Genomic DNA, 25,643 nt, shown 5'->3' with positions numbered 1-25,643 from the left:
CCAGCCAGCCTGCGGCGAAGGCCAGCGCTGTGAGCCAGCACAGATGCATGATGAAATCGCTGTAGGCGACGCCTGCGATATTGCAGGCCATAATCATGCCGGGAATGATGGGACTGGAAAATTCAAAAATGTGGCGGAACCAGAAGTTGATGGCGGCCTTGTGCTCCTGGGTGATGTTCAAATCACGGCTGGCTTCCTCGACGATGGGAGCGGAAAAGCGCGCGCCGCCCAAGGAGGGCAGCAGTCCCAGAAAGGCGGGCATTACGGCCAGCGTTACTTTGGTGCTGGAAAAGATGCGCTGCAAGGCGTGGACCATGCCGGCCAGCGCGCCGCTGGTACGCAGCTCGATTTCCAGGCACATAACGAAATACAGGGCCAGCAAAATATCGTAGGTGCGGCTCATGGTCATGGTTTCGACGCCTGCCTGCGTCAGATAGTGCAGGCTGGGAGCCTTAACGGCCCAAATCAGCAGACCGCCCGCCAGCATGCAGGGGCCTATGGGAATATGCTTGCGCAGCATAATGATAATCAGCAGCATGGCGATGGCCAGCAGCAGAAAAATATTCATAAAAGCACCGTCCTTTTCAGGCTGACTCGCGTCAGTCTTAAGAATTTATCTTCTTTAAATTAAATACTGTTCACAGCCTGTCTATTATACATCATTTTTGCTTTTTTGCCTAATCTTTGCCATATAAAAGCTTATCGCCTGCTGAAAAAAGGTGTATACTGTTAATATAGAAACAGAAGCGGAGGTCGTGCTATGCGTATTGACAGATTAAAGCTGAAAAATTTCCGTTGCTATGATGAGCTGGATATCGATTTTGACCCGAAGCTGACGGTTATCGTGGGAGAAAACGGCAAGGGCAAGACTGCTGTTTTCGACGCGCTGGCTATTGCGTTAGAGCCGTATCTGCGGGCCTTTGCCGTGCCGGGACGCACTATTCTGCCTAAGGATGTGCGCCGGGTGCCGGTTTATGGCAAGGACGGCAAGCATATCGAGAGAATGGAAAGCAAGTATCCGGTGGAGGTGCGCTTGGAGGGCGAGGCGCTGGGGCGCAAGCTGAGCTGTACGCGCGTGCTTTCGGCGGAGGGCGAGCTGCAGGAGGACGCCTGCGATTTGCTGGATAATGGCGCGGAGCTGCGGCAGGCTGTTGCCAGCCATGAGCAGGTTTTGTTTCCGGCCTTCGCTTATTACGGTACGTCGCGCATTTGGGTGGACAGCAGCTTGATGGCTCATTATGATAAATCGTTGGAGGCGCGGGAGGTTGGCTATGAGGAATGCCTGGAGCCGTCCTCTTCATATAATACCTTTGGCAAATGGTTTGAGCATGTGAGCCGCTGCGCGCTGGAGGAAAGCCAGCAGGGCGAACGGGATATACAGCGCAATCTGCTGATAAAAAAGGCTATTCAGCAGGCGGTGGACGCCTGCATGAGCAGCATGGGGCTGCATGATTTGTATTATAATTTTAAGCTGAAAACCTTCGTGGTCAGCCATCCTGTTACCGGCGAAATGGTGGTGGACGATTTGAGCGACGGCTTCCGCAGCGTACTGAGCATGGTGGCAGATTTGGCTTACCGCATGGTGCGGCTTAACCCGCATTTGGGCGAGCGCGCCGTATTGGATACGCCGGGTCTGGTGCTGATTGACGAAATTGATATGCACCTGCATCCCCTGTGGCAGCAGACGGTGCTGCTGGATTTGCAAAAGGCTTTCCCCAGCGTGCAGTTTGTGGTGACGACGCACAGCCCGCACGTTTTGGGCAGCGTGCCTGCGGACAGCATCCGCGTGCTGATGTGGGGCAAGCAGTTTGAGGGCGTACGCCGCGTAAGCTTTTCCATGGGCGCGACCAGCACGCAGATTTTGCAGGACATCCAGAACGTGGCGCCGCGGTCGGAGCATTTGCCTATTGTGCAGAATCTTAAACGCTATTTGGAGCTGGTCAGCGAGGATAAATGGGATACGCCGGAGGCCTTAAAGCTGCGGGAGCAGCTGGATAAATGGTCCAACGGACAGGAGCCTGCGTTGCTGCGCGCCGATATGGATATCAGGATGCGGCAGTTCAGGAGAAAACGGTCATGAAGCGGGTGTATAAAAGCAAGCAGGAGCCGGAGGCTTTAGCTCGCTACCGCAAGTCCTATCCGCGCGAAACCTGGGAGCACTTCCGCCGCCGCGCCCGCAACGGCTACCGCGAGGTGAAACGCCAGATTTTACAGGACCAGCATGGGTTGTGCGCTTATTGCGAGATTAGTATTAAGCTGGCGCAGGCGGAAACGGAAGTGGACGATTTCCGTGTGGAGCATTTTTATCCCAAGGGAGCGACGCAGGAGCGCGGGCATAATTATCATTTGGACTGGCGCAATCTGCTGGGCGTTTGCCACGGCGGCAGCCAGCCCTGCGTGCCGGATGCGGAGCGCCGTTATTCGGAGCTGAAGCGCGACCGCAGCTGCGATGTGCCCAAGGGCGGCAAGGAAATCAGCGGGCTGATTTTGAATCCTTTAAAGATTCCGGGACGGTTGCGGATTTTTCGTTATGCAGAACATTCAGGCAAAATGTTTGTGGACGAGGAGAATTGCCCGAAAAATTTGCAGCGCAAGGCGAACAGTACGATTAGAGAGCTGAATTTGAACGCGCCGCGGCTGATGCGTATGCGGCTGGAGGTTATCCAAAAGCTGGAGGACGAAATCGCGCAGGCATTAGCGATAGGGCAGCCGTTGGAGGAAACACTGGCGCTCCTGGCAGAAACCTGCCTGCCGCCTAATTATGATGGCGTAATGCTGCCGTTCTTTTCCGTCTTTCGTTGGTATTTGGGAGAAGCGGCGGAACGGGTGATTACAGCCAGCGGCGACAGATTATAATTTATAATTTCAGCGTAAGTGAGAAAATATGTCGTTTATTTTTGGCGAGGCGGCAGGATTTTCTCCCTTTGTGCAGAATATAAATATTGATTAATTGACTTTGTATATTATTATAAAAAATTCAGCTAAAAGGAGTATGTAAGATGGAAGTAACCAATAAGGCGTTCAAAGCGTACGATGTGCGCGGCGTTTATCCGACCGAGGTCAACGAGGAGCTGGCTTATCGCGTAGGACGTATTTTTTCCGCTATGTTTGCAGCAGAAACTGTAGTTGTAGGTCACGATATTCGTTTAAGCGGCCCTGCGCTGGTAGAGGCGCTGACGGAGGGCTTGCGCCACGGCGGTACGAAGGTAATCGATATAGGACAATGCGGCACGGAAATGATTTATTTTGCTACGGCGCATTTGCAGGCCGACGGCGGTATTATGATTACCGCCAGCCATAATCCCAAGGAATATAACGGCATGAAGCTGGTGCGCCGCGGTTCGCGTCCCATTTCTGCCGATACCGGACTGAAGGAAATCGGCGAGATGGCGGCGGCTCAGAATTTTGCGCATCAACTGGTGCCTGGCAAAACCTTGGGCGCGGTGGAAAAGCTGGATATTATGCCGGCTTACATCGAGCATTTATTAAGTTATGTGGACGTTAAGGCGCTGAAACCAATGAAGATTGTGGCTAACCCCGGCAACGGCGGCGCAGGCCCCGTGGTTAAGGAGCTGGCCAAGCATTTGCCCTTTGAATTTATTACGCTCAACGATACGCCGGACGGCAGTTTCCCCAACGGCGTGCCCAATCCTTTGCTGCTGCCCAACCGCGAGGCTACTGCTAAGGTAGTGCGCGAAAGCGGCGCTGATCTGGGTATTGCCTGGGACGGCGATTTTGACCGCTGCTTCTTATTTGACGAAAAGGCTGAATTTATTGAAGGCTATTATATCGTCGGACTGCTGGCGGAAACCTTCCTGCGCAAGGAGCCGGGCGCGAAGATTATGTTCGACCCGCGGCTGACCTGGAACACGGAGGAAATTTTGCGGCGCGACGGCGGCGTGCCGGTACGCTGCAAGAGCGGTCATGCTTTTATGAAGGAATGTATGCGCAATAACGGCGTGCTTTACGGCGGTGAAATGTCCGCGCACCATTATTTCCGCGACTTTTCCTACTGCGACAGCGGCATGATTCCCTGGCTGCTGGTAACGGAGCTGCTGTGCCGCACCGGCAAAACGCTGTCCCAACTGGTGGGCGAGCGTATGGCTATGTACCCCTGCAGCGGTGAGATTAACCGCAAAGTGGAGGATTCGGCTGCGGTTTTGGCAGAGCTGGGTAAGCGCTATGCCGACGGCGAGCAGGACCATCTGGACGGCCTGAGCGTAGCTTACGATACTTGGCGCTTTAACGTGCGCGTATCCAATACGGAGCCTGTAATGCGCTTAAACGTGGAAACCAAGGGGGACAAAGAGCTTTTGGCCGCTAAAACGGAAGAGCTGCTGGCAATTATCGGCGGCGAGGAAGCTTAAATCTATAAAATAAAAGAGCCTGCGGCGGCAGGCGGAACGATTTGTGAAGGAGGAACGCACATGGAACGTAAGGTGGTACGCAAAGCAGTTATTCCTGCGGCTGGCCTGGGCACGCGCTTTTTGCCAGCTACGAAGGCTACGCCCAAGGAAATGCTGCCCATTGTAGATAAACCGACTATCCAATACATTATTGAAGAAGCGCTGGCTTCCGGTATCGAGGATATTTTGATTATTACCGGACGCAGCAAGCGCGCTATCGAGGACCATTTTGACCGCAGCATCGAGCTGGAGCTGAACCTGGAGGAGCACGGCAAAATGAAGGAGCTGGAAATGGTGCGCAAAATTTCCGAGGTGCGCATCCATTATATCCGCCAAAAGGAGCCCAGAGGCTTGGGCCACGCTATTTTGTGCGCTAAGCATTTTGTGGAGGACGAGCCCTTCGCCGTCCTGCTGGGCGACGACGTGGTGGACGGCCAGGTTCCGGCATTAAAGCAGCTGATTGACGTTTATGATAAGACGGGCGCCAGCGTTTTAGGCGTGCAGGAGGTGCCGCAGGAAAAGGTATCCGCATATGGCATCTTAGCCAGCCAGCCTACGGACGAGCCGCGCACCTTTACCGTCAGCGATATGGTGGAAAAGCCTGCGGTGCAGGACGCTCCCTCACGTTTGGCTGTTTTGGGACGCTATGTTATTAATCCGGAAATTTTTGAAATTCTGGAGCACACAGAGCCGGGTCGTGGCGGCGAGATTCAGCTGACCGACGCTTTGAAGGTTTTGGCTAAGCAGCAGGCTATGTACGCCTATAATTTTGAAGGACGCCGTTATGACGTGGGCGACAAACAGGGCTTTTTGGAAGCGACGGTAGAAATGGCTTTGAAACGCCCGGAGCTGCACGACAGTTTTTTGGCGTATTTGCAGGGCATCGTAGCTAAGGAAGGCAAGTGAGGCGCAAAATGAATATTCTCGTTACCGGCGGCGCCGGTTATATTGGCTCCCATGTGGTGGAGGAGCTGCAAAAGAGCGCCTTTACGCCCATCGTTTACGATAATTTTTCTACCGGCCACGCGGCTGCAGTGCCTGAGGACGTGCAGCTAGTGGAGGGCGATATCCATGACGTGCGCTTTGCCAAGCATATTATGGAGCAGTTCGAGATCGACGCGGTGATTCATTTTGCCGCCAGCAGTCTGGTTGGCGAATCCATGGTCGATCCGGCTAAATATTATTTTAATAATGTGGAGGGCAGCCTGCATCTGCTGGAGGCTATGCGCGGCGCAGGCGTCGACCGCATCGTCTTTTCTTCGACGGCGGCGGTGTACGGCGAGCCGGAGCAGGTGCCGATTACCGAGGACAGCAAGCTACAGCCAACTAATGTTTACGGTCGCAGCAAGCTGATGATTGAAAAAATGCTGGCCGATTACGATATGGCTTATGACTTCCGCTATGTGGCGCTGCGTTATTTTAACGCGGCGGGCGCTTCGCCTACGCGGGATATCGGCGAGGACCATAATCCTGAAAGCCATTTGATTCCGCTGATTTTGAAAACGGCGCAAGGCGTGCGCAAGCAGGTTGCTATCTTCGGCACCGATTATCCGACGGAGGACGGCACTTGCATCCGCGATTATATTCACGTCTGCGATTTGGCTAAGGCCCATGTGCTGGCGCTGCAGCATTTGCTCAAGGGCGGCAGCAGCCGCGTCTATAATTTAGGCAGCGAGAACGGCTTCAGCGTGCGCCAGATGATCGACTGCGCCAAAAAGGTTACGGCTGTGGACTTTAAGGTAGTGGAGGAAGCGCGCCGCGCAGGCGACCCAGCAGTTTTAATCGCATCTTCGGAAAAAATCCGCAGCGAGCTGGGCTGGGTTCCCGAACACAGCAGCGTGGAGGAGGTCATCGGCACGGCCTGGAAATGGCACAAGGGTCATCCTCGCGGCTATGAGGGCTAAGCGCCGGCGGATATTTTCCTGAAAAATTACATATGACGACGTTTAAGGCACAACTGAATACTTCGCAGGAAGTATTTGGCTGTGCCTTTGTAATTGAGGTGAGGTGTGATGATCGATTTTGCAGATAAAGCCGATTGCTGCGGCTGTTCGGCTTGCGCCAGTATTTGCCCGCGGGGCTGCATTGCTTTGCGCCCTGACGCCGAGGGCTTTCTTTATCCGGAAGTAAACGAGGAGGCTTGCGTGGACTGCGGTTTGTGCGAGCAGGTGTGTCCGCTGCTGCATAAGCCTGAGCAGCATAAATTGTTGGCAGTTTACGGAGCGAAAAATAAAAACGACGCGGTACGCTTTGCCAGCTCCAGCGGCGGGGTATTTACTTTGCTGGCCGAAGCGGCGCTGGCGAAAAACGGCGTGGTTTTCGGCGCGGCTTTGGACAAGCAGTTGCAGGTGCGTCATGTGAGAGCCGATAGTATGGACGAGCTGGCGCGTTTGCGCGGCTCTAAATATGTGCAGAGCGTAATCGCAGGCTGCTTTGCAGAGGCGCGCGGCTTGCTGCGCGCCGGGCGGCAGGGATTGTTCAGCGGCACGCCCTGCCAGATTGGCGGGCTTAAAGGCTATTTGGTTAAGGATTATCCTAATCTGCTGACGGTGGACGTGGTTTGTCACGGCGTGCCCAGCTCCAAGGTGTATCGCAAGCATTTGGCGGAATTGTCGGCGCAGGCTGGCGAACCGGTGCGGCAGGTGCGCTTTCGCGATAAGGAAAAGGGCTGGAAGCGGGGCGAAACCGTATTTTTGACAGAGCATCAGCGTATGGGCGCCAGCAAGCGTAAAGAAACCTATATGCGTTTGTTTTTGAATAATGTCAGCATTAGGCCCAGCTGCGGCCAGTGCGCGTTTAATAATAAGCGCAGCTTGGCTGATATTACGATTGCCGATTATTGGGGCGTTGATAAGCAGTTCCCGGATTTTGACGACGATAAGGGCGTAACGCTGGTGCTGGTAAATACCGCTAAAGGCGCGGACGCTTTGGCGCAGATTGAAGCTGAAATGGATTTGTTGGCTACGGATTTTGCCAAGGGCGCGGAATATAATTGGGCTGTAGAAAAATCCCTGCCGCTGCATCCGCAGAGAGAATTTTTCTTTGAGAATTTAGATAAGCTCACGTTAGAAGAATTGGCAGAGCGGCTTATAGGCTGTCCGGAAAGGAGATAAAATGGCTAAAAGATTGATTTGTTCTTGTATCACGCTGCAAAAGGAATTGGAACAAACAATAGCTAAAATAGGCTTTGACGGCAAGGTCAGGTATTTAGACGTCGCCTTGCACAGCGACCCGCAGAAAATGCACCAAACGCTGCAAAAAATTATCGACGATAATACGGAAGCGGAGGAAATAATCATCTGCGTTTCCGGCTGCGGTAAGGCAACCTGCGATTTGCAGGCCAGCACCTGTAATCTGGCTGTTCCCAGAACGATGGACTGTATTGACGTGCTTTTAACCGGCTCGGGAATAAAAAGGCCCGACGGTGCGATATTTATAACCAAAAGCTGGATGAACTTTATGAAAAATTCCTCAATAGATTATATGAAGCTGGTGCGGGAGCAGGGAAAAGACGCGGCGGAGGCGTATCTCAAAAAGCTGTATCATGGCTTTACCGATTTTTACATTATCGATACGGGAACCTATGATTTGAACGAGGTTGAAGCTTATATCATGCCTTTGGTAAAGCTTTTAGAGGGGACGCTTACACGTTTGCCGGGGCCGTATAAGGTTCTGGAAAAATTGGTGTCCGGCAATTATGACGAGAGCGTAATTTTTATACCCAAGGGCGGCATGCTCAGCATCCATGAGTTTGACGGATTAAGGCCGTGTACGATTAAAAAATAGAGCTTGTACGTCAATTAAAAATGCCGGTGAGCTTGGCATAAAATATGATAAAACGCAGGCTCCACAATAGTAAGCTGCCAAAAAAATAATACCGTATTAAAAACGAAAGCACAGCCTTCAAGCGATAGGCTGTGCTTTAATATTTTAATTTTCAGTTGAGGGATAAAAAGTTTACTGCCGTTTTTATACGAAGATGAGCTGCACCAGCAGCATGTAGCAAATGGTACCGGCGGCGATAGTGACCAGCAGATTTTTCAGCGTCAGCTGCAGCAGAATGGTAAGCCCTACGGCGATTGTTTCCGGCAGGCCGTGAGCAGGTGCTGTAAAATTAATATCCTTGAGGGAATAGACCACCAGCATACCCATAACTGCGGCGGGCAGCACTCTGCCAAGAAAAGCTACCAGGGGCGGCGTCTGTTTGTCGGCGGGAAAAAGCAGAAAGGGCAGAAAGCGCGTGAGCATGGTGCCCAGCACTACTGCGGCGATGGTTATAAGCTGTTCGGTAAAGGTCATGGCTGGCGCGCTCCTTTGTAATAGGCGAAAATAAAGAGCAGCAGCATCAGCACCATAGCAGGCGGGATAAAGCTGCGCGGGCCTAAAAGCAGCAGGCATGCCAAGGTAATAGCGATGCCGGTAATGGCAGGAGCGTGATTATCCGTGCTTTGCCATTGGCTGACAAAGATGGCGACGAACAGCGCCGTCAGGGCGAAGTCCAGGCCCTTGGTGTTGATTTGCAAGCTGCTGCCCAGCAGTCCGCCCAGCGTAGCGCCTACGACCCAGTAAATTTGGTTGAGCAAAGTGACGAAGGTCATAAACCAGCCCTTGTCAATTCCCGGCGGCGGGGTGGCGGAGCAGTTGATGGCAAAGGATTCGTCGCACATGCCAAAGACGAGATACAATTTTTTCCAGCCCAGCCCTTTGAATTTTTCCAGCATGGACAGGCCGTAAAAAAGATGGCGGGAGTTGACCATGAGCGTCATTAAAAAACAGTACAGCGGCTCAAAGGGGCTTAGCAGCATACTTACCAGCACAAATTCCATGGAGCCGGCGAAAACCAGCGCGCTGGTGAAAAAGGGGTACCAGGGCGAGAAACCCTTGCTGCAAATATAAAAGCCATAGGAAATTCCTAAAAAAAGAAACGCTGCGCAGATGGGCAGCGTTAACGGAAAAGCGGCTTTAAAGGCCGCATGATATTTGTTCATTGACATTTACCTGCACAATCCTAATACTTATTATTCAGATAGAATTTATTATACCGCCAAAACAGCGGCGCGTCAACTTTGGGGTGCAGGCCCGCTGCTGGAGCGCGTTACTAAACGGCATTTATATTCTACGTGAGTAATGCTGGTAAATTTTCCCTGGCTGTGGTAGCTGGCGATTTCCTCCTGCAAAAGATGAAAGGCGCTTTTGCCGCAGTCGGTCAGGGAATTATCCACGCTGGTCAGGCTGATTCCGTGCAGGCGCGAGGGAAAAATATTATCGAAGCCACACAGGCTGATATCCTGAGGAATGCGTAGTCCCTTGTCGCAAACAGCGTTGTAGGCGCCGTAGGCTACCATGTCGTTGATGGCGACGAGGGCGGTGGTTTGCGGCCTTTGCGCCAGGCAGGACAAAGCCAGCTCGTAGCCAGTGGCGTATTCTACGTCCACGTTGGAAATTTCAAAATCTGGCGTGATTTCTTTGGTGAAAACATTTAGCTGCGCTCCCTCGCAGGCTTGGCAGGCGGCCTGCAATCCCTGGCAGCGGCGCACGCGGGAGGTGTGCTGCTCGTTGAGCGTGGTGGAAAGGTAGGCAATACGGCGGTGGCCTAAGTCCAAAAGATGCTTGCCTACCAGCTGCCCGGCGGTGAAATTATTCATATCCACTGTGGCCAGCTCCAGGTCGCCGCGACGGTCGCCGATGGCTACCACGGGTAGATGACGGCTCAACTCGTAGGCCAGCTGTGGCTGCTGTGGTATCATGGCGAAGATGACGCCAGCTACATGCAGACGGCGCGCCTGCTCCATGATTTCCTTTTCCGTGGCAGTGTCCCAATAGGTGGTGCGCACAGAGGTTACGAAGCCCTGGCGTCGGGCGGCGATTTCAATGCCCTGAATGATAGTTGTGTAGAAGGGATTAAAAACGGAGGGACAAATGATAAAAATCAGCGTGTCCGCAGGAGCTACAAGACTGTAGGCTTGCTTTTTGCTATTTTTATAGCCCATGCTTTCGGCCAGAGTAAAGACCTGCCGGACTGTTTCGTTATTGAAGCGGTCGATGCTGCGGCGATTAAGAATCATGGAAACGCTGGCGGGCGAAATCCCTGCCGCCGCGGCGACGTCCTTGAGGGTGACCTTTTTGGGCATGTCGCCCTCCTTTCTTTTTTAACGGCCTATGACTTTGGCGGCGATATCGGGGTAATTGGTGATGAGAACGTCGACTCCGGCTTTGACCAGCTTGCCCATCAGCTCTGCGTCGTTAGGCGTCCAGGCCTGCAGGCCCACGCCGTGCTTATGTAAATCCTCGGCTACGCCTTTCTTCAGGCAGAAGGGGCTGCAGGCGTTGACGGTAGCTGCTCCCTGGCTTGCGGCATAAGCGCCGATGTTCATAATCCAGGTTTCGGTCAGCAGGCCGCATTTGGCATCAGGCTGCAGCTCCCTGATGCGGGCGATGGAATAATGATTGAAAGAGGAATACCATATTTGCTTTTCCAGACCAAATTCGTGAACCATAGACACCAGCTTTTCCGCCATGCCATCGTATTCAAAAATGCCGGTTTTCAGCTCGATGTTGGTAATGAGCTTAGTGGTTTTGAGCCAAGAAAAATATTCGCGCAGCGTGGGAATAGTTTGGCGGGGGAAGAAGCCCTTGGTATTAACGCCTACGGACAAGGTTTTCAGCTGCTCCAGCGTGTAGTCCTTTAAAAAGCCGCTGCCGTTAGTGGTGCGGTCCAGAGCTTCGTCGTGCATAATGACGATTTCGCCGTCCTTCGTCAGCTGAATATCGAGCTCGATGCCGTCGGCAGGAGATTCCTCCGCCGTTTTTTGAAAGGCCAGCATAGTGTTTTCGGGATAATAGCCGGAAAAGCCGCGATGGGCAAAAATCATAGTCATAAAAAAGTCTCCTTTGTTTGCAAGCTACGGTGAAATTTAAAATAAATTCAACAATTTTCAACAATATCTTAGCACACGAGAGGGGAAAAAACAAGTGGGACTATTTTAGACCGCGATGGACAAAAAACAGCCAAAAGGCAGATAGGAGCTGTATTATCAAATTATCGTAAAATTATTGACAATTATGTGAAGCTCTGATAATATGATAATAGACATTGTGGTTGGAAAAGTTCTTAGTAAAAATTTCAACAAATTTTAACAAGAAAGTAGAGGAGGATTTACATGAAAAAAATAATCGCTCTGTTGATGATGGCAGTGATGATGCTGGCGCTGACAGGCTGCGGCGGCGACAAAAAAGCTGAGGACAAGGCCGCCGGTTCTGACAAAAAGGTTGTGCTGAAGCTGAGCCACGTATTCTCTCCCGACGAGCAGCTGTATAAATCCATGGAGCTGGTTGCCGGGCGCATCAATAAAAAGACTAATGGCCGCGTAGAAATTCAATGCTATGGCCAGAACCAGCTGGCTTGCTACAAGGACGGCTTGGAGCAGGTAGCTAACGGCGCTAATTTTATTTCCGTAGAGGATCCGTCTTATTTGGGCGATTATGTGCCTGACTTTAAGCCTTTGGTCGGCCCGATGCTGTACCAGACCTACGACGAGTACGCTAAGATGATCGAAACTCCGCTGGTTAAGGATATGGTAGCCAAGGCTGAACAAAAGGGCATTAAGGTTCTGGCTCTGGATTATGTATTCGGCTTCCGCAACCTGATTACCAATAAGGTTATTACCAAACCGGAGGATTTGAAAGGCATGAAGCTGCGTACTCCCGGCAGCAAGCTGTTCATCGATACCATTAACGCTATGGGCGCAACCGCTACCAGCCTGCCCTTCTCCGAGACCTTGTCCGGCGTTTCTCAAGGCGTAGTCGACGGCCTGGAAGGCTCCGAATTTACCAACATCGGCACCAAATGCTATGAATATACTAAGAATGTAGCTACTACGAAACATTTCCTGGGTACCTGCGGTGTTTACATTTCCACCAAGGTTTGGGACAAGCTGTCTCCGGAGGATCAAAAAATCGTAGCCGAAGAGTTTGCTTACGGCGGCAAGGAAATGACCAAGATTTCCACCGAGTCCTATAATCAGGTTTACAAAGAGCTGGAAGCTAAGGGCGTAAAATTCAACGACGTTGACCATGCAGCCTTTGAAAAAGCAACCGAACCCGTATTCCAACAGATGGAGGAAAAAGAAGGCGCAACTCCTGGCATTTACAAAAAACTGAAAGAGGAAATTGCTAAGATTCGCAGCTCCAAATAATCTTTCGTTGTTCTAAAATCGAAGCGTTTCGTTTAAAGTTTTTTAAACGGAACGCTTTATTTTGCACACGCGGTATATTTCTTGTGGAGGCATTTATTAATGAATTTAAGATTTATTCTGCAAAATTTTGAGGATATCGTCGCTTCAATATTCATATCCATTACGACGGTTCTCGTTATTATCAATATTATTTTGCGCTATATTTTTAACTCCGGCCTGGTGTGGTCTGAGGAGGTGGCGACCGGCTGCTTCGTCTGGTCCGTATTTATCGGCGCCGTGGCTGTGTTCAAGCATCGCGGACATGTAGGCGTGGACCTGATAGTTAAGCGCCTGCCCCGGGCCATGCAGCGCGGCGTCAGACTGCTCACCGATGTGATTCTGGTGGTGCTTAACGGCTATATGGCTTATCTTTCCGTACTCTATATTCAAACGTCCTATACGAAAATGACGCCGGTGCTGGGCGTTTCTTCCGCCTACATCAGCTCGTCCGTGCTCATAGCCTTCGTATTGATGACGGCTTATTCCGTAAAATTTGTTGTTGAAGATTTATTTGGCAAAAAGGAGGTTGACGCATAATGGCTTACTTGCCCGTGATAATTGTCTTTATCCTCTATTTTTCCAGCATTCCTATCGCTTACGCCCTGTTCGGCGCAACGGTATCCTATTTTACCTTTATCGACAGCGCGTCGCCGACGCATTTAATGTTCCAGAGAATTATCACTAGCACCCAGTCCTTTCCGCTGCTGGCTATTCCCTTCTTTATTATGGCGGGCTCCATTATGAATTATGCCGGTATCAGCGATAAGCTGATGAAATTTACCGACGTTTTGATGGGCCATATGACGGGCGGCCTGGCGCAGGTCAACGTGCTGCTGAGCCTGCTGATGGGCGGCGTGTCGGGCAGCGCTAACGCCGACGCCGCTATGCAGAGTAAAATGCTGGTGCCGGAAATGGAAAAACGCGGCTATGGCCGTGCCTTTTCGGCGGCGGTTACGGCGGCTTCTTCCGCCAGTACGCCGGTTATTCCGCCCGGCATTAACCTGATTATTTACGCTTTAATTGCCAGCGTATCCGTTACGAAAATGTTTATGGCCGGTTATGTTCCCGGCGTACTGATGGCCGTGTCCATGATGATTGTCGTCGCCATCGTTTCCCGCAAGCGCGGCTATAAGCCGTCGCGCGAGCGGGCCGCTACCTTTGGTGAAATTATGGAGCAGCTCAAAGAATCCATTTGGGCGCTGCTGTTCCCCTTCGGTATTATCGCCGGCCTGCGCATGGGTATGTTCACTCCTTCCGAGGCGGGCGCCGTGGCCGTAGTGTACTGCATTTTCGTCGGCGCGTTCATCTACAAGGAGCTGAAATGGTCTTACGCCTGGCCGATTATGAAGGAAACGATTTACGGAACCAGCTCTGTTTGTCTGATTATCGTAGCCGCTTCTTTCTTTGGCTACTATATGAACTGGGAGCGCATTCCCCAGCAAATTACCTCCACCATGCTGGATATGACCAGAAATCCCTATGTGATGCTGATGCTGGTCAATATTCTGCTGCTGGTTTTGGGTATGTTTCTGGAAGGCGGCGCGGCGCTGATTATTCTGGCTCCGCTGCTGGTGCCGGTAGTGAAGCAGCTGGGCGTCGACCCCGTGCATTTCGGCGTTATCTGTATCGTGAATATTATGATTGGCGGTCTGACGCCGCCCTTCGGCTCGATGATGTTTACGGTCTGCGCGATAACGGAAACGCCGCTGGGAGAATTTTTCAAAGAGGTATGGCCCTTCATCCTCGCTTTGGTCATTACGCTTTTAATCGTTACCTACGTGCCGGGCATCGTGATGTTCCTGCCTAATTTGTAACCGTATAGCGTTTTATGCCGGGAAGCTGCCAGCAGCTTCTCGGTTTTTTGAAAGGAGGCAGGCTTCATGACGAAAGAAAAATATATTATGGCCCTGGATTTGGGAACGACCAGCTGCCGCTGCATTCTTTTTAATAAGCAGGGAGATATTTGCAGCGTAGCGCAGAAGGAATTTACCCAGTATTATCCGCAGGCAGGCTGGGTGGAACACGACGCCGAAGAAATTTGGTCGACGCAGCTGGGCCTGATGTACGAGGCTATGGGCAAGCTGGACGTATCGCCGGCGGACATCGCGGGCATCGGCATTACTAACCAGCGCGAAACTACGGTGGTGTGGGATAAAATTACCGGTCGCCCCGTGTGCAAGGCTATTGTGTGGCAGTGCCGCCGTACTGCGGAATATTGCGATTTATTGAAAATTAAAGGCTATGCCAATATGTTCCGCGAAAAAACGGGCCTTGTGCTGGACGCTTATTTTTTGGGAACCAAGCTGCATTGGATTTTGGAAAACGTTTCGGGAGCAAGGGCAAAGGCCGACGCGGGCCGTTTGCTTTTCGGCACTATCGACAGCTGGATTATTTGGAAGCTGACGGGCGGCAAGGTGCACGTAACAGATTATTCCAACGCTTCCCGTACTCTGATGTTCAATATCCATACGCTGAAGTGGGACGACGAAATATTAACGGTTTTGGGCGTGCCCAAGGATATGCTGCCGGAGGTTAAGCCCTCCAGCTGCGTTTACGGCATGACCGACGCCAAGCTGTTCGACGAAAATATTCCTATCGCAGGCGCGGCCGGCGACCAGCAATGCGCGCTGTTCGGCCAGACCTGCTTTACGCCGGGAGAGGCGAAAAATACCTACGGCACCGGCGGCTTTATGCTGATGAATACGGGCGAGACGCCGGTAACCTCTAAGAACGGTCTGGTCACGACCATCGCCTGGGGCGTGGACGGCAAAGTGGAATATGCCTTGGAGGGTTCTATTTTCGTAGCGGGTGCGGCTGTGCAGTGGCTGCGCGACGAGCTGGGGCTTATTCGCAGCGCCGCAGAATCCGAGGAGCTGGCTAAAGCCGTGCCCGATTCCAACGGCTGCTATGTAGTACCGGCCTTCGTCGGTCTTGGCGCTCCCTATTGGAACCAATATGCCCGCGGCGCTATTGTGGGGCTGACCCGCGGCGTCAACCGCAACCATATTGTGCGCGCGACGCTGGAGGCCATCACCTATCAGGTGTACGACGTGCTGAAAGCCATGGAAGAAGACAGCGGCATCAAGCTGAGTTCTTTGCAGGTGGACGGCGGCGCTTGCGCCAATAATTTGCTGATGCAGATGCAGGCCGATATCATCAATGCTAACGTAGCGCGGCCGGCGTGCATCGAAACCACCGCTATGGGCGCGGCTTATCTGGCAGGCTTGGCGGTGGGCTATTGGCAGGACAAGGAAGAAATCAAAAAGAACCACGTCATCGCCAAAACCTTTATGCCAGCTATGGAATGCGCCAAACGCGAAAAAATCCTGCACGGCTGGCACAGGGCGGTGAAGGCCGCCTGCGTAAGACTGCAGCCGGAGGAATAATTTAAGAAGAAAACATATGCTAAAGCCTGGGAATTTTCCTGGGCTTTTTGCTTTGCTGATTGTAATTGCTTGTTAATTATTTCAGGAGCAGAAACAATGGCATCGGCAGAAAAGTCCTTTGCCAGTGTTAAAAAGTTCACATTTTATTTGACGATGCTCATGGCTGTTGATATAATGATATTAACTATACTAACGTGTATTGTAGCCTGAGAAAACATTTTGCTTGGGTTTTGTTTTTTTAGTAAGCAAATTTTGGGAGGTAGATGTTGATGAAAGTAGCAATCATTATGGGCAGCAATTCCGACTGGCCCGTACTGGAGCCGGCTGAAAAAACTCTGAAGGATTTTGGCGTCGAGGTAGAAGTTATTGTAGCTTCCGCTCACCGCACCCCTGACATAGTACATGAATTTGCTGCCGGAGCCCGCGAACGCGGCGTAGAAGCCATTATTGCGGCGGCAGGAGCAGCTGCGCATTTGGGCGGCGTTATCGCGGCCTACACTACGGTTCCGGTCATCGGCATTCCCATAAACGCTACGCCTTTGGGCGGAATGGACGCGCTGCTGAGCTTTGTGCAGATGCCTTCCGGTATTCCTGTTGCGACGATGGCGATTAACGGCGCAAAAAATGCGGCGCTGTTCGCCGTGCAGATTCTGGCTACAAAATACCCCGAGCTGGTGGATAGGCTGGCCGCCAACCGCCTGCAAATGCAGGAGGAGGTTAAGGCCAAGGGCGAAAAGCTGGCTAAATTGAGAGCAGAAAGCAAGTAAGACCATACCAAGCGCTTGCGCAGAGCAAATAATTGGCAAGGAGAATTGATTGTGGAAAACTTATTTCAGGATGATAAGCTGCATGAGGAATGCGGCGTCTTTGGTATTTTCAGTCACAGCGAGGACGTAGCGCTCAATACCTATTGGGGCTTGTACGCTTTGCAGCACCGCGGGCAGGAAAGCACCGGTATCGTCGTCACCAACGGCAAGACGATGAAGGTGAAAAAGGGCATGGGACTGGTTCCCGACGTCTACAAGGACGGCGTCGGCGATTTGCAGGGCTTTGCCGCCATCGGCCACGTGCGTTATTCCACCACCGGCGCCAGCATGGCCTATAATATTCAGCCGCTGAAGGTTTATTTCGACGGCGGCAATCTGGCGCTGAGCCATAACGGCAATCTGACCAACGCCGGGCAGCTGCGGGCTAATCTGGCCAAGGAGGGCGCGGTTTTCACTACTACCGTAGATACGGAGGTGGTGCTGACGCTGATCGCTTACAGTGCGCGCAAGACTATCGAGGAGCGCGTAGCCGAGGCCGTGAAGCAGATTCGCGGCGCTTACGCTATTTTGTTTATGACGGATAATAAAATTATCGCCGTGCGCGATCCTTACGGCTTCCGCCCGTTGGTTTTGGGCAAAATGGAAAACGGCTGGTGCGTAGCTTCCGAGTCCTGCGCCTTTGATTTGGTGGGAGCGGAGCTGGTGCGCGACGTTAAGCCGGGCGAAATGGTCATCATCGACAGCGATAACGCCGAGCCCCGCAGCATTATGTGGGCCGATAAGCTGCCGGAAAAAACGGCGCACTGCATTTTTGAATACGTATATTTTGCCCGCAACGACAGCGTTATCGATAAGCAGCCTGTTTACGATGCCCGCATTCAGATGGGCCGCGAGCTGGCGAAGGAAACGAAGGAAATTAAGCCGGATATCGTTATTTCCGCTCCCGACAGCGGCACTCCCGCCGCTATCGGCTATGCGCTGGAATCCGGTATCCCCTTTATGGAGGGCCTGACGAAAAACCGCTATGTGGGCCGTACCTTTATTCAGCCTACGCAGAAGCAGCGCGCCAACGCCGTGCGCTTGAAGCTGAACCCGGTGCGCAGCGTGGTAGAGGGCAAGTCCGTGGTGATGGTGGACGATTCCATCGTGCGCGGCACTACCAGCGGCAAGGTAGTCAAGCTGCTCAAGGAGGCGGGAGCCCGCGAGGTACACGTCTGCATTTCTTCGCCGCCAGTTGTGGACAGCTGCTATTACGGCATCGACACTTCCGAGCGCAAGCAGCTGATTGCCGCTCGTTGTACTAATGAAGAAATCTGCCGCTTTATCGGCGCGGACAGTTTGCATTATATTTCTATGGAAGGCATGAAGCGCGCTATCAGCAAAATCGCCCCGGACGGTTTGTGCTGCGCCTGCTTTAGCTCCGACTATCCAGACAAGGCGGACGAGGTTATAAGTCAGGAGCCTGAGGAAATTTTTGAATAAATAAATTGGGAGGCCAATCATGAGCGAAGAAAAGAAACAACTTACCTACGCTGACGCCGGTGTGGACATCGACGCCGGCAATAAAGCGGTAGAGCTGATGAAGGACAGCGTGCGCGCTACCTATCGCAGCGAGGTCATCGGCGATTTAGGCGGCTTCGGCGGCTTGTTCGCTTTGAACTGCGGCAAGTACAAGGAGCCCGTTCTGGTAAGCGGCACCGACGGCGTAGGCACGAAGCTGAAGCTGGCGTTTATGGCCGACAAGCACGATACCATCGGTCAGGACGCGGTGGCTATGTGCGTCAACGATATTCTGGTGCAGGGCGCGGAGCCTTTGTTCTTCTTGGATTATATTGCCGTGGATAAGGTGGATTCCCAGAAGGTTGCCAATATTGTTAAAGGCGTGGCCAATGCCTGCAAGGAAAGCGGCTGCGCGCTGATTGGCGGCGAAACTGCGGAGATGGCCGGCTTTTATGCCAAAGGCGAGTACGATATCGCCGGCTTCTGCGTAGGCGTGGTGGATAAATCCAAGATGATTACCGGCGAAAAGGTTAAGGCCGGCGACGTGCTTCTGGGTCTGCCCTCCAGCGGCGTGCATTCCAACGGCTTCTCCTTGGTACGCAAAATTTGCTTCGAGGCCATGGGCTACGATATGGATACTCCGATTGCGGACTTTGACTGCACCTTGGGCGAAAAGCTGCTGACGCCTACGCGCCTGTATCCCAAGACCTGCCTGCCCTTGATTGAAAAATTTGATTTGCACGCTATGGTGCATATTACCGGCGGCGGCTTCTATGATAATATTCCCCGCATTCTGCCTGCGGACTGCGACGCCGAGGTGAACGCTGAGGCTTGGGAAGTGCCCGTGGTATTTAAAAAATTGCAGGAATGGGGCAATGTGCCTTGGGCGGAAATGTACCGCACCTTTAATATGGGCGTGGGCATGGTGCTGGTAGTTGACCCGGCGGAGGCCGACGCGGTGCGCGCACATTTGACGGAAGTAGGCGAGGTATTCTACGAGCTGGGCAAAATTGTGCCCGGCAGCCAAAAGACTGTGATGAAGGGCGGCGTTTTCGGTGCGTAAGATCGGCGTATTAGTCAGCGGGCGCGGCAGTAATTTACAGGCCATTATGGACCGCATTGCCGACGGCTATCTGCCCTTGGAAATCGCGGTAGTCGTCAGCGATAAGCCAGACGCTTTCGCGCTGGAGCGTGCGGCGAAGGCCGGCATTAAAACCGTAGCGGTGGAGCGTAAGGGCTGCGCTTCCAAAGAGGAATTTGAAGCGAAGATTAACGACGCTTTAACGGCGGCAGGCTGCGAGCTGGTGGTGTTGGCAGGCTTTATGCGCATTTTAAGCGGCGCTTTTGTCAATAAATGGCATCATAAGATTATCAATATTCATCCCGCGCTGCTGCCTAGCTTCCCTGGACTGCATGGCCAGGGACAGGCGGTGGCTTACGGCGTGAAATTTTCTGGCTGCACCGTGCATTTCGTGGACGAGGGCACGGACAGCGGTCCGATAATTTTACAGAAGGTTGTCCCCGTTTTGGACGACGATACGGAGGACACGCTGGCCGACCGCATTTTGGTGCAGGAGCATATCGCTATGCCGGAGGCGCTGAAGCTGTGGGCGGAAGATAAGCTGCAAATCGACGGACGCAAGGTTAAGGTTTTGGCATAAAGAATAGAGGTGCAAGCATGAAGATTAAAAGAGCATTATTAAGCGTTTCCGATAAGACCGGCATCGTGGAGCTGGCACAATTTTTAAGCGATAACGGCGTGGAAATTATTTCCACCGGCGGCACGATGAAGGCGATTAAGGATGCGGGTATTCCCGTAACCTATGTCAGCGACGTGACCGGCTTTCCGGAAATTATGGACGGCCGCGTGAAAACTCTGAACCCCAAAATTCACGGCGCTATTCTGGCAGTCCGCAGCAATCCCGAACACATGAAGGCTTTGGCCGAGCATGATATTACGCCCATCGATTTGGTGGTAGTAAATCTGTATCCCTTCCGTGAAACCGTGGCCAAGCCCGGCGTGACCGAGGCGGAGGCTATTGAAAATATCGATATCGGCGGCCCGGCCATGGTGCGCGCTTCCGCTAAAAACTTCAAGGACGTGGTTATCGTGACCTATCCCAGCCGTTATGCCGGACTGATGGAAATGCTGCGCAAGGACGGCGACGTGGACGCCCGCACCCGCAAGGAGCTGGCGCTGGAGGCGTTTTCCCATACTGCCGAATACGATGCGATGATCAGCGAATATCTGCGTAAGCAGCTGGCTGAGTAAGGCGATAGCGAGGTAAGGATATGCGTATTTTATTGATTGGCGGCGGCGGCCGCGAGCATGCGCTGGCGTGGAAGCTGGCTCAAAGCCCCAAGGTGGAAAAGCTGTATGCGGCTCCGGGCAACCCCGGCATTGCGCAGCTGAAAAAGTGCGAATGTATCAGCATCAATATTGACGATTTGGAAGGCGTAGCGGATTATGCCGAAGAAAAAAGCATCGATTTAACCGTCGTAGGCCCGGAGGCGCCGCTGGTAGCAGGCTTGGCTGACGTGTTTAAGCGCCGCGGACTGCCGGTGTTCGGCCCTTCCAAAGCGGCGGCGCAGCTGGAAGGCTCCAAAGCCTTTTCCAAGGAGCTGATGGCGAAATATAATATTCCCACGGCTTTCTTCAAGGTGTGCGAGGATATTGCAACTGCGAAAGCCTATGTTGAGGAAAAGGGCGCGCCCATCGTGGTTAAGGCCGACGGTTTGGCGGCCGGCAAGGGCGTTGTGGTGGCCATGACGAAGGAAGATGCGCTGGCTGCTATCGACGAAATGATGGGCGACCATAAATTCGGCAATGCTGGCGCTCGCCTGGTGCTGGAAGAATATATGGAGGGCGAGGAAGCGTCGCTGCTGGCCTTCACAGACGGCAAAACCGTAGTGCCCATGATCGCCGCGCAGGATCATAAGCGCGTTTTCGACGGCGACGAGGGCCCCAACACCGGCGGCATGGGAACTTATGCGCCAGCTCCGGTTATGACGGACATTCTGCGCTTGAAGGCTACGGAGCGCATTTTAAAGCCTGTGGTCGAGGCTATGGCTGCGGAGGGTATGCCTTATCAGGGCTGCCTGTACGCCGGTCTGATGATTAAGGGCGACAGCGTGAAGGTTGTGGAATTTAACTGCCGCTTCGGCGACCCGGAAACCCAGGTGGTTTTGCCGCTGTTGGACGGCGATTTGGCCGACATTATGCTGGCCTGCGCTACCGGAACTCTGGATAAGGCTGACGTGGGCTGGCACGATAAGGCTGCCGTGTGCGTGGTTATGGCCAGCGGCGGTTATCCCGAAAGCTACGAAAAGGGCAAGGATATTACCGGTTTGGAGGCTGCGGCCAACGATAAAAACGTAGTTGTGTTCCACGCCGGAACGAAATACGAAAATGGCAGCGTCGTTACGGCAGGCGGACGCGTTTTGGGCGTTACAGCTGTGGACTCTTCGATTAAGGCAGCTCGCGACCGCGCTTACAGCGCCGTAGAAAAAATTAAATTTGATAAAGCTTTTTGCCGGAAAGATATTGCGTGGAGAGCGTTAAAGAGGTAAAATAGATAAAATAAATTTTTAGCAAAGGATGATGAAAGAATGGCTTTTTATTACGATGAACCTGCTCATACTTTTAGCGAGTATCTGTTAGTTCCCGGTTATTCCTCTGAAAAATGCATTCCGACTAATGTTGACCTGCGCACGCCGCTGGTTAAATTCAAAAAAGGCGAAGAGCCCGCTATTACCATGAACATCCCCATGGTATCCGCAATTATGCAGGCCGTATCCGGCGAGAAGCTGGCTATCGCTCTGTCTAAGGAGGGCGGCATTTCCTTTATTTATGGCTCTCAGTCCATCGAAGACGAGGCCGCTATGGTAGCCCGCGTTAAGGCTCACCGCGCAGGCTTTGTCAGCAGCGATTCCAACATTCGTCCTGACAGCACTCTGGCCGATATTTTGGCTTTGAAGGAGCGCACCGGCCATTCCACCGTAGCCGTTACCAGCGACGGAACTGTTAACGGTAAGCTGGAGGGCATTGTTACCAGCCGCGATTACCGCCCCAGCCGCATGGACCGCGCTACCAAGGTGCGCGATTTTATGACTCCTATCGACCAAATGATTGTTGCCGGTAAGGATACCACCCTGCAGCAGGCTAACGATATCATTTGGGAAAAGAAGCTCAATACTCTGCCCATCGTCGACGACGAGGGACGTTTGCTGTATATGGTTTTCCGCAAGGATTACGCTACGCACAAGGAATATCCCTTGGAGCTGCTGGACAGCAAGAAACGCCATATCGTCGGCGCAGGCATTAACACCCGCGACTACGCCGAGCGCGTACCGGCTTTGGTGGACGCAGGCGTGGACGTACTGTGCATCGACTCTTCCGAGGGCTACAGCGCCTGGCAGAAGCTGACGCTGGACTGGATTCGCGCGCATTACGGCGACAGCGTTAAGGTTGGCGCAGGCAACGTCGTAGACGCTGACGGTTTCCGCTTCCTGGCGGAAGCAGGCGCAGACTTTGTTAAGGTCGGCATCGGCGGCGGCTCTATCTGCATCACCCGCGAGCAAAAGGGCATTGGCCGCGGCCAGGCAACGGCTTTGATTGAGGTTTGCAAGGCCCGCGATGAATATTATAAGGAAACCGGCGTTTACGTTCCCGTATGCTCCGACGGCGGTATCGTTTACGATTACCATATGACCCTGGCTTTGGCTATGGGCGCTGACTTTATGATGCTGGGCCGTTATTTCGCCCGCTTCGACGAAAGCCCGACCAACAAGGTAAATATCAATGGCACCTACATGAAGGAATACTGGGGCGAAGGCTCTGCGCGCGCCCGCAACTGGCAGCGCTACGATATGGGCGGCGCAGCCAAGCTGTCCTTTGAAGAGGGCGTAGATTCCTACGTTCCCTATGCAGGCAGCCTGAAGGATAACGTCAACCTGACCTTGTCCAAGATTCGCTCCACTATGTGCAACTGTGGCGCGCTGAATATTCCCGAGCTGCAGGCTAAGGCCAAGCTGACTCTGGTATCGGCAACCTCTTTGGTTGAGGGCGGCGCTCACGACGTACTGCTGAAAGAAAATACTAACAGCAGCTATCCTAAATAATACAATTTAAGTGCAGGCAGTCTGATGGCTGACCTGCACTTTGTTTCAATATTAACAGTTCTGCGGCGCAGAAAAAATAAAAACGTGCGGCAGTTGACAACTATTTTACTGAATTAGTATAATGTTTTTCAACAACTATATATCGCCCCTAAAAGACGAGGAAGGGAAGAAGATATAATGAAGGGCCTCAGAGAGCCGCTGGTTGGTGCAAGGCGGCGCCGGTAATTATATGTATACTGATCCCGGAGTTGCCTTCCTGATATGTAGGGAAGGACGTGTGGTCACGTTACAGGCAAAGGCCTTGTTGGAGGCTGAGAGGGCTGCTGCGGCGGCTGAAATAGGGTGGTACAGCGTGGATTTTTCCCCGCCCCTAGTTATTAAAACTATGGGGCGGGTTATTTTATTGGAGGAATACAGCATGCAGCAAGAAAAAAAATACGTACCCTTTCAACGAGTTTCCTTACCCGACCGTCAATGGCCGGAAAAAATAATCGATAAAGCGCCGGTTTGGTGCAGCGTGGATTTGCGCGACGGCAATCAGGCTTTAGTAACGCCCATGGGCATTGACGAAAAGCTGAAATTTTTCCACACGCTGGTGGACGTGGGCTTTAAGGAAATTGAGGTGGGCTTTCCTTCCGCTTCCGAAACGGAATACGAAATCCTGCGCACTTTAATCGAAGGCAATCACATTCCTGACGACGTAACGGTGCAGGTGCTGGTGCAGGCCCGCGAGGAGCTGATCCGCAAAACCTTTGAAGCGGTGCGCGGCGCGAAAAACGTCATTATCCATTTTTATAATTCTACTTCGACCTTGCAGCGCAAGGTGGTATTCGGCAAGGATATGGACGGCATTACGGAAATCGCCGTGCAGGGCGCGCGCTTGATTCGCCAGCTGACGGAGGAAGAAGTGGCCCGCAGCGGTATGAACATCCGCTACGAATATTCACCCGAAAGCTTCACAGGTACGGAAATTGATTTTTCCATTGCTATCTGCGAAGCGGTAATGCGGGAGATGGGCGCGACTAAGGAAAATCCCATTATTCTCAATCTGCCGTCGACGGTGGAAATGTGCACGCCCAATACCTATGCCGACCAGATTGAATACTTCTGTCGCCATATGCATAATCGTGAAGCGGCCATCATCAGCGTGCATCCGCACAACGACCGCGGCACCGGCGTGGCCTCGGCCGAGCTGGCTTTGATGGCGGGCGCAGACCGCATCGAAGGCACACTGTTCGGCAACGGCGAGCGCACCGGCAATCTGGATATCGTGACCGTGGCGCTGAATATGTTCACCCAGGGCGTGGACCCGCAGCTGGATTTCTCGCATATTCTGGATATCAAAAAGGTATATGAGGAATGCACTAAAATGCACGTGCCCGAGCGTCAGCCCTACGCCGGCGAGCTGGCCTTCACCGCTTTTTCCGGCTCGCATCAGGACGCTATCCGCAAGGGCTACGAATTTATGAAGAACAGCGGCACGGAATATTGGGAGGTTCCCTATTTGCCCATCAATCCTGCCGATTTGAACCGCGAATACGAGCCCGTTATCCGCATTAACAGCCAGTCCGGCAAGGGCGGTGCGGCCTTCGTGCTGCAGCATGCCGTGGGCTATAATCTGCCCAAGGAAATGCATCCCGAATTCGGCAATATCGTGAAGGCGGCGGCCGACGCTTACGGCGACGAGCTGAGCAGCCAGCAGATTGTGGATTTGTTCCAAAAGGAATATCTCGACCGTGTCGGCAAATATATGCTCCTGCGTCACCGTTTCACAGAATTGCACGAGCCTGACGGCAGCGTGCACAGCCGCTTTGAAGGCGCTGTGAGCATTAACGGGCAGGAACGCCACATTGTCGGCGTGGGCAACGGCCCCATCGACTCCTTCTTCCAGGCGTTGGCGGGCGTGGGCGTTACCGGCTACGGCTTCGTCAATTACCATGAGCACGCTATTTCCCGCGGCAGCGACGCGCTGGGCATTTGCTATATCGAGCTGAGGAAGCCGAACAGCGAGCATATCTTCGGCGCCGGCATTCATTCCAATATTAACGTGGCGGCGCTGCTGGGCATCATCTGCGCCATCAACCGAGCCGAAAAATAAAAAATATACGCAATGCTAGATGCAGGCAAGTTAAAGCTTAAAAAATCAAGGGACGGCCGCGGCCGTCCCTTTTTAATAAGTACTTTGTCATTTTCTGTGGTGTGGTCGCCCCTTTGTCAGTTACTGTGGTC

24 protein-coding genes and 1 other annotated feature are annotated in these 25,643 nt (G+C 52.8%); of the genes, 19 read left to right on the top strand and 5 right to left on the bottom strand.

What is annotated here, in order from left to right; all coding sequences use genetic code 11:
* The coding region (locus QZ105_RS05620; RefSeq protein ID WP_293728873.1) for a DUF401 family protein at positions 1 to 568 on the bottom strand (568 nt) is incomplete at its 3' end.
* 192 nt (positions 569 to 760) lie between these two features.
* On the opposite strand from QZ105_RS05620, the gene QZ105_RS05615 reads away from it, so the two are divergent.
* The 7 genes from QZ105_RS05615 to QZ105_RS05585 all read left to right on the top strand — a co-directional run bounded on the left by QZ105_RS05615 (position 761) and on the right by QZ105_RS05585 (position 8,192).
* The gene (locus QZ105_RS05615) at positions 761 to 2,080 is read left to right on the top strand and encodes an AAA family ATPase (protein WP_293728872.1); all 1,320 of its coding nucleotides are present in this window, start codon (positions 761 to 763) and stop codon (positions 2,078 to 2,080) included.
* Positions 2,077 to 2,856 carry a retron system putative HNH endonuclease gene (locus QZ105_RS05610; protein WP_293728871.1) on the top strand — a complete coding sequence of 260 codons (780 nt, stop codon included), beginning with the start codon at positions 2,077 to 2,079 and terminating at the stop codon, positions 2,854 to 2,856. Before QZ105_RS05615 ends, QZ105_RS05610 begins: the two co-directional genes overlap by 4 nt.
* Before the next feature lie 143 nt (positions 2,857 to 2,999).
* Entirely contained in the window at positions 3,000 to 4,367 is a 1,368-nt protein-coding gene (locus QZ105_RS05605) for a phosphomannomutase (RefSeq protein ID WP_293728870.1), read from the top strand.
* Between the two features lie 60 nt (positions 4,368 to 4,427).
* Positions 4,428 to 5,312, top strand: a complete 885-nt coding sequence (gene galU, locus QZ105_RS05600) for a UTP--glucose-1-phosphate uridylyltransferase GalU (protein ID WP_293728869.1) — start codon at positions 4,428 to 4,430, stop codon at positions 5,310 to 5,312.
* Between the two features lie 8 nt (positions 5,313 to 5,320).
* The gene (gene galE, locus QZ105_RS05595) at positions 5,321 to 6,310 is read left to right on the top strand and encodes a UDP-glucose 4-epimerase GalE (RefSeq protein WP_293728868.1); all 990 of its coding nucleotides are present in this window, start codon (positions 5,321 to 5,323) and stop codon (positions 6,308 to 6,310) included.
* A 108-nt stretch (positions 6,311 to 6,418) separates the two neighbouring features.
* Positions 6,419 to 7,519 carry a Coenzyme F420 hydrogenase/dehydrogenase, beta subunit C-terminal domain gene (locus QZ105_RS05590; RefSeq protein ID WP_293728867.1) on the top strand — a complete coding sequence of 367 codons (1,101 nt, stop codon included), beginning with the start codon at positions 6,419 to 6,421 and terminating at the stop codon, positions 7,517 to 7,519.
* 1 nt (position 7,520) lies between these two features.
* A complete protein-coding gene (locus QZ105_RS05585; RefSeq protein WP_293728866.1) occupies positions 7,521 to 8,192 on the top strand; it encodes a DUF1638 domain-containing protein in 672 nt (223 codons plus the stop codon).
* Positions 8,193 to 8,375: 183 nt separating this feature from the next.
* Here QZ105_RS05585 and QZ105_RS05580 read toward each other — a convergent pair whose 3' ends face one another.
* From QZ105_RS05580 to QZ105_RS05565, 4 genes are all read right to left on the bottom strand, one after another.
* Positions 8,376 to 8,705 carry an AzlD domain-containing protein gene (locus tag QZ105_RS05580; protein WP_293728865.1) on the bottom strand — a complete coding sequence of 110 codons (330 nt, stop codon included), beginning with the start codon at positions 8,703 to 8,705 and terminating at the stop codon, positions 8,376 to 8,378.
* Positions 8,702 to 9,394, bottom strand: a complete 693-nt coding sequence (locus tag QZ105_RS05575; RefSeq protein WP_293728864.1) for an AzlC family ABC transporter permease — start codon at positions 9,392 to 9,394, stop codon at positions 8,702 to 8,704. Before QZ105_RS05575 ends, QZ105_RS05580 begins: the two co-directional genes overlap by 4 nt.
* 72 nt (positions 9,395 to 9,466) lie before the next feature.
* Positions 9,467 to 10,537, bottom strand: coding sequence for a LacI family DNA-binding transcriptional regulator (locus QZ105_RS05570; protein WP_293728863.1), 1,071 nt, complete (start codon positions 10,535 to 10,537; stop codon positions 9,467 to 9,469).
* An 18-nt stretch (positions 10,538 to 10,555) separates the two neighbouring features.
* The gene (locus tag QZ105_RS05565; protein WP_293728862.1) at positions 10,556 to 11,284 is read right to left on the bottom strand and encodes a glycerophosphodiester phosphodiesterase; all 729 of its coding nucleotides are present in this window, start codon (positions 11,282 to 11,284) and stop codon (positions 10,556 to 10,558) included.
* A 282-nt stretch (positions 11,285 to 11,566) separates the two neighbouring features.
* On the opposite strand from QZ105_RS05565, the gene QZ105_RS05560 reads away from it, so the two are divergent.
* From QZ105_RS05560 to leuA, 12 genes are all read left to right on the top strand, one after another.
* Complete coding sequence (locus tag QZ105_RS05560) at positions 11,567 to 12,601, top strand: C4-dicarboxylate TRAP transporter substrate-binding protein (RefSeq protein ID WP_293728861.1); 1,035 nt, start codon at positions 11,567 to 11,569, stop codon at positions 12,599 to 12,601.
* A 99-nt stretch (positions 12,602 to 12,700) separates the two neighbouring features.
* On the top strand, positions 12,701 to 13,177 hold the full coding sequence (locus tag QZ105_RS05555; protein WP_293728860.1) for a TRAP transporter small permease: 477 nt from the start codon (positions 12,701 to 12,703) through the stop codon (positions 13,175 to 13,177).
* Positions 13,177 to 14,454: a TRAP transporter large permease gene (locus tag QZ105_RS05550; RefSeq protein ID WP_293728859.1), complete on the top strand. Its 1,278-nt coding sequence runs from the start codon at positions 13,177 to 13,179 to the stop codon at positions 14,452 to 14,454. The genes QZ105_RS05555 and QZ105_RS05550 overlap by 1 nt, the downstream gene beginning before the upstream one ends.
* Positions 14,455 to 14,520: 66 nt before the next feature.
* Positions 14,521 to 16,026: a glycerol kinase GlpK gene (gene glpK, locus QZ105_RS05545; protein WP_293728858.1), complete on the top strand. Its 1,506-nt coding sequence runs from the start codon at positions 14,521 to 14,523 to the stop codon at positions 16,024 to 16,026.
* Positions 16,027 to 16,295: 269 nt separating this feature from the next.
* Positions 16,296 to 16,793, top strand: a complete 498-nt coding sequence (gene purE, locus QZ105_RS05540) for a 5-(carboxyamino)imidazole ribonucleotide mutase (RefSeq protein ID WP_293728857.1) — start codon at positions 16,296 to 16,298, stop codon at positions 16,791 to 16,793.
* A 51-nt stretch (positions 16,794 to 16,844) separates the two neighbouring features.
* Positions 16,845 to 18,275: an amidophosphoribosyltransferase gene (gene purF, locus QZ105_RS05535; protein WP_293728856.1), complete on the top strand. Its 1,431-nt coding sequence runs from the start codon at positions 16,845 to 16,847 to the stop codon at positions 18,273 to 18,275.
* A gap of 19 nt (positions 18,276 to 18,294) precedes the next feature.
* Positions 18,295 to 19,356 carry a phosphoribosylformylglycinamidine cyclo-ligase gene (gene purM, locus QZ105_RS05530; protein WP_293728855.1) on the top strand — a complete coding sequence of 354 codons (1,062 nt, stop codon included), beginning with the start codon at positions 18,295 to 18,297 and terminating at the stop codon, positions 19,354 to 19,356.
* Positions 19,349 to 19,954 carry a phosphoribosylglycinamide formyltransferase gene (gene purN / locus QZ105_RS05525; RefSeq protein ID WP_293728854.1) on the top strand — a complete coding sequence of 202 codons (606 nt, stop codon included), beginning with the start codon at positions 19,349 to 19,351 and terminating at the stop codon, positions 19,952 to 19,954. The genes purM and purN overlap by 8 nt, the downstream gene beginning before the upstream one ends.
* A gap of 17 nt (positions 19,955 to 19,971) precedes the next feature.
* The gene (locus QZ105_RS05520; RefSeq protein WP_293728853.1) at positions 19,972 to 20,565 is read left to right on the top strand and encodes an IMP cyclohydrolase; all 594 of its coding nucleotides are present in this window, start codon (positions 19,972 to 19,974) and stop codon (positions 20,563 to 20,565) included.
* 20 nt (positions 20,566 to 20,585) lie between these two features.
* On the top strand, positions 20,586 to 21,863 hold the full coding sequence (gene purD, locus QZ105_RS05515) for a phosphoribosylamine--glycine ligase (protein WP_293728852.1): 1,278 nt from the start codon (positions 20,586 to 20,588) through the stop codon (positions 21,861 to 21,863).
* Between the two features lie 39 nt (positions 21,864 to 21,902).
* Positions 21,903 to 23,414 carry an IMP dehydrogenase gene (locus QZ105_RS05510; protein WP_293728851.1) on the top strand — a complete coding sequence of 504 codons (1,512 nt, stop codon included), beginning with the start codon at positions 21,903 to 21,905 and terminating at the stop codon, positions 23,412 to 23,414.
* 149 nt (positions 23,415 to 23,563) lie between these two features.
* Positions 23,564 to 23,789 (top strand) — a binding site (T-box leader).
* Positions 23,790 to 23,832: 43 nt separating this feature from the next.
* A complete protein-coding gene (gene leuA, locus QZ105_RS05505) occupies positions 23,833 to 25,512 on the top strand; it encodes a 2-isopropylmalate synthase (protein ID WP_293728850.1) in 1,680 nt (559 codons plus the stop codon).
* The last annotated feature ends 131 nt before the right edge of the window (positions 25,513 to 25,643 follow it).

It is taken from the genome of uncultured Phascolarctobacterium sp. (assembly GCF_905212365.1).
GTDB lineage: Bacteria > Bacillota > Negativicutes > Acidaminococcales > Acidaminococcaceae > Phascolarctobacterium_A.
Note: the sequence above shows the minus strand (reverse complement) of the source record. Positions and strands in the feature narration are given on the sequence as shown.

What these genes read in the sequence shown, in the direction of transcription:
- QZ105_RS05615 (WP_293728872.1), top strand. Translation starts at nt 761, where the DNA reads ATGCGTATTGACAGATTAAAGCTGAAAAATTTCCGTTGCTATGATGAG.
- QZ105_RS05610 (WP_293728871.1), top strand. Translation starts at nt 2,077, where the DNA reads ATGAAGCGGGTGTATAAAAGCAAGCAGGAGCCGGAGGCTTTAGCTCGC.
- QZ105_RS05605 (WP_293728870.1), top strand. Translation starts at nt 3,000, where the DNA reads ATGGAAGTAACCAATAAGGCGTTCAAAGCGTACGATGTGCGCGGCGTT.
- galU (WP_293728869.1), top strand. Translation starts at nt 4,428, where the DNA reads ATGGAACGTAAGGTGGTACGCAAAGCAGTTATTCCTGCGGCTGGCCTG.
- galE (WP_293728868.1), top strand. Translation starts at nt 5,321, where the DNA reads ATGAATATTCTCGTTACCGGCGGCGCCGGTTATATTGGCTCCCATGTG.
- QZ105_RS05590 (WP_293728867.1), top strand. Translation starts at nt 6,419, where the DNA reads ATGATCGATTTTGCAGATAAAGCCGATTGCTGCGGCTGTTCGGCTTGC.
- QZ105_RS05585 (WP_293728866.1), top strand. Translation starts at nt 7,521, where the DNA reads ATGGCTAAAAGATTGATTTGTTCTTGTATCACGCTGCAAAAGGAATTG.
- QZ105_RS05580 (WP_293728865.1), bottom strand. Translation starts at nt 8,705, where the DNA reads ATGACCTTTACCGAACAGCTTATAACCATCGCCGCAGTAGTGCTGGGC.
- QZ105_RS05575 (WP_293728864.1), bottom strand. Translation starts at nt 9,394, where the DNA reads ATGAACAAATATCATGCGGCCTTTAAAGCCGCTTTTCCGTTAACGCTG.
- QZ105_RS05570 (WP_293728863.1), bottom strand. Translation starts at nt 10,537, where the DNA reads ATGCCCAAAAAGGTCACCCTCAAGGACGTCGCCGCGGCGGCAGGGATT.
- QZ105_RS05565 (WP_293728862.1), bottom strand. Translation starts at nt 11,284, where the DNA reads ATGACTATGATTTTTGCCCATCGCGGCTTTTCCGGCTATTATCCCGAA.
- QZ105_RS05560 (WP_293728861.1), top strand. Translation starts at nt 11,567, where the DNA reads ATGAAAAAAATAATCGCTCTGTTGATGATGGCAGTGATGATGCTGGCG.
- QZ105_RS05555 (WP_293728860.1), top strand. Translation starts at nt 12,701, where the DNA reads ATGAATTTAAGATTTATTCTGCAAAATTTTGAGGATATCGTCGCTTCA.
- QZ105_RS05550 (WP_293728859.1), top strand. Translation starts at nt 13,177, where the DNA reads ATGGCTTACTTGCCCGTGATAATTGTCTTTATCCTCTATTTTTCCAGC.
- glpK (WP_293728858.1), top strand. Translation starts at nt 14,521, where the DNA reads ATGACGAAAGAAAAATATATTATGGCCCTGGATTTGGGAACGACCAGC.
- purE (WP_293728857.1), top strand. Translation starts at nt 16,296, where the DNA reads ATGAAAGTAGCAATCATTATGGGCAGCAATTCCGACTGGCCCGTACTG.
- purM (WP_293728855.1), top strand. Translation starts at nt 18,295, where the DNA reads ATGAGCGAAGAAAAGAAACAACTTACCTACGCTGACGCCGGTGTGGAC.
- QZ105_RS05520 (WP_293728853.1), top strand. Translation starts at nt 19,972, where the DNA reads ATGAAGATTAAAAGAGCATTATTAAGCGTTTCCGATAAGACCGGCATC.
- purD (WP_293728852.1), top strand. Translation starts at nt 20,586, where the DNA reads ATGCGTATTTTATTGATTGGCGGCGGCGGCCGCGAGCATGCGCTGGCG.
- QZ105_RS05510 (WP_293728851.1), top strand. Translation starts at nt 21,903, where the DNA reads ATGGCTTTTTATTACGATGAACCTGCTCATACTTTTAGCGAGTATCTG.
- leuA (WP_293728850.1), top strand. Translation starts at nt 23,833, where the DNA reads ATGCAGCAAGAAAAAAAATACGTACCCTTTCAACGAGTTTCCTTACCC.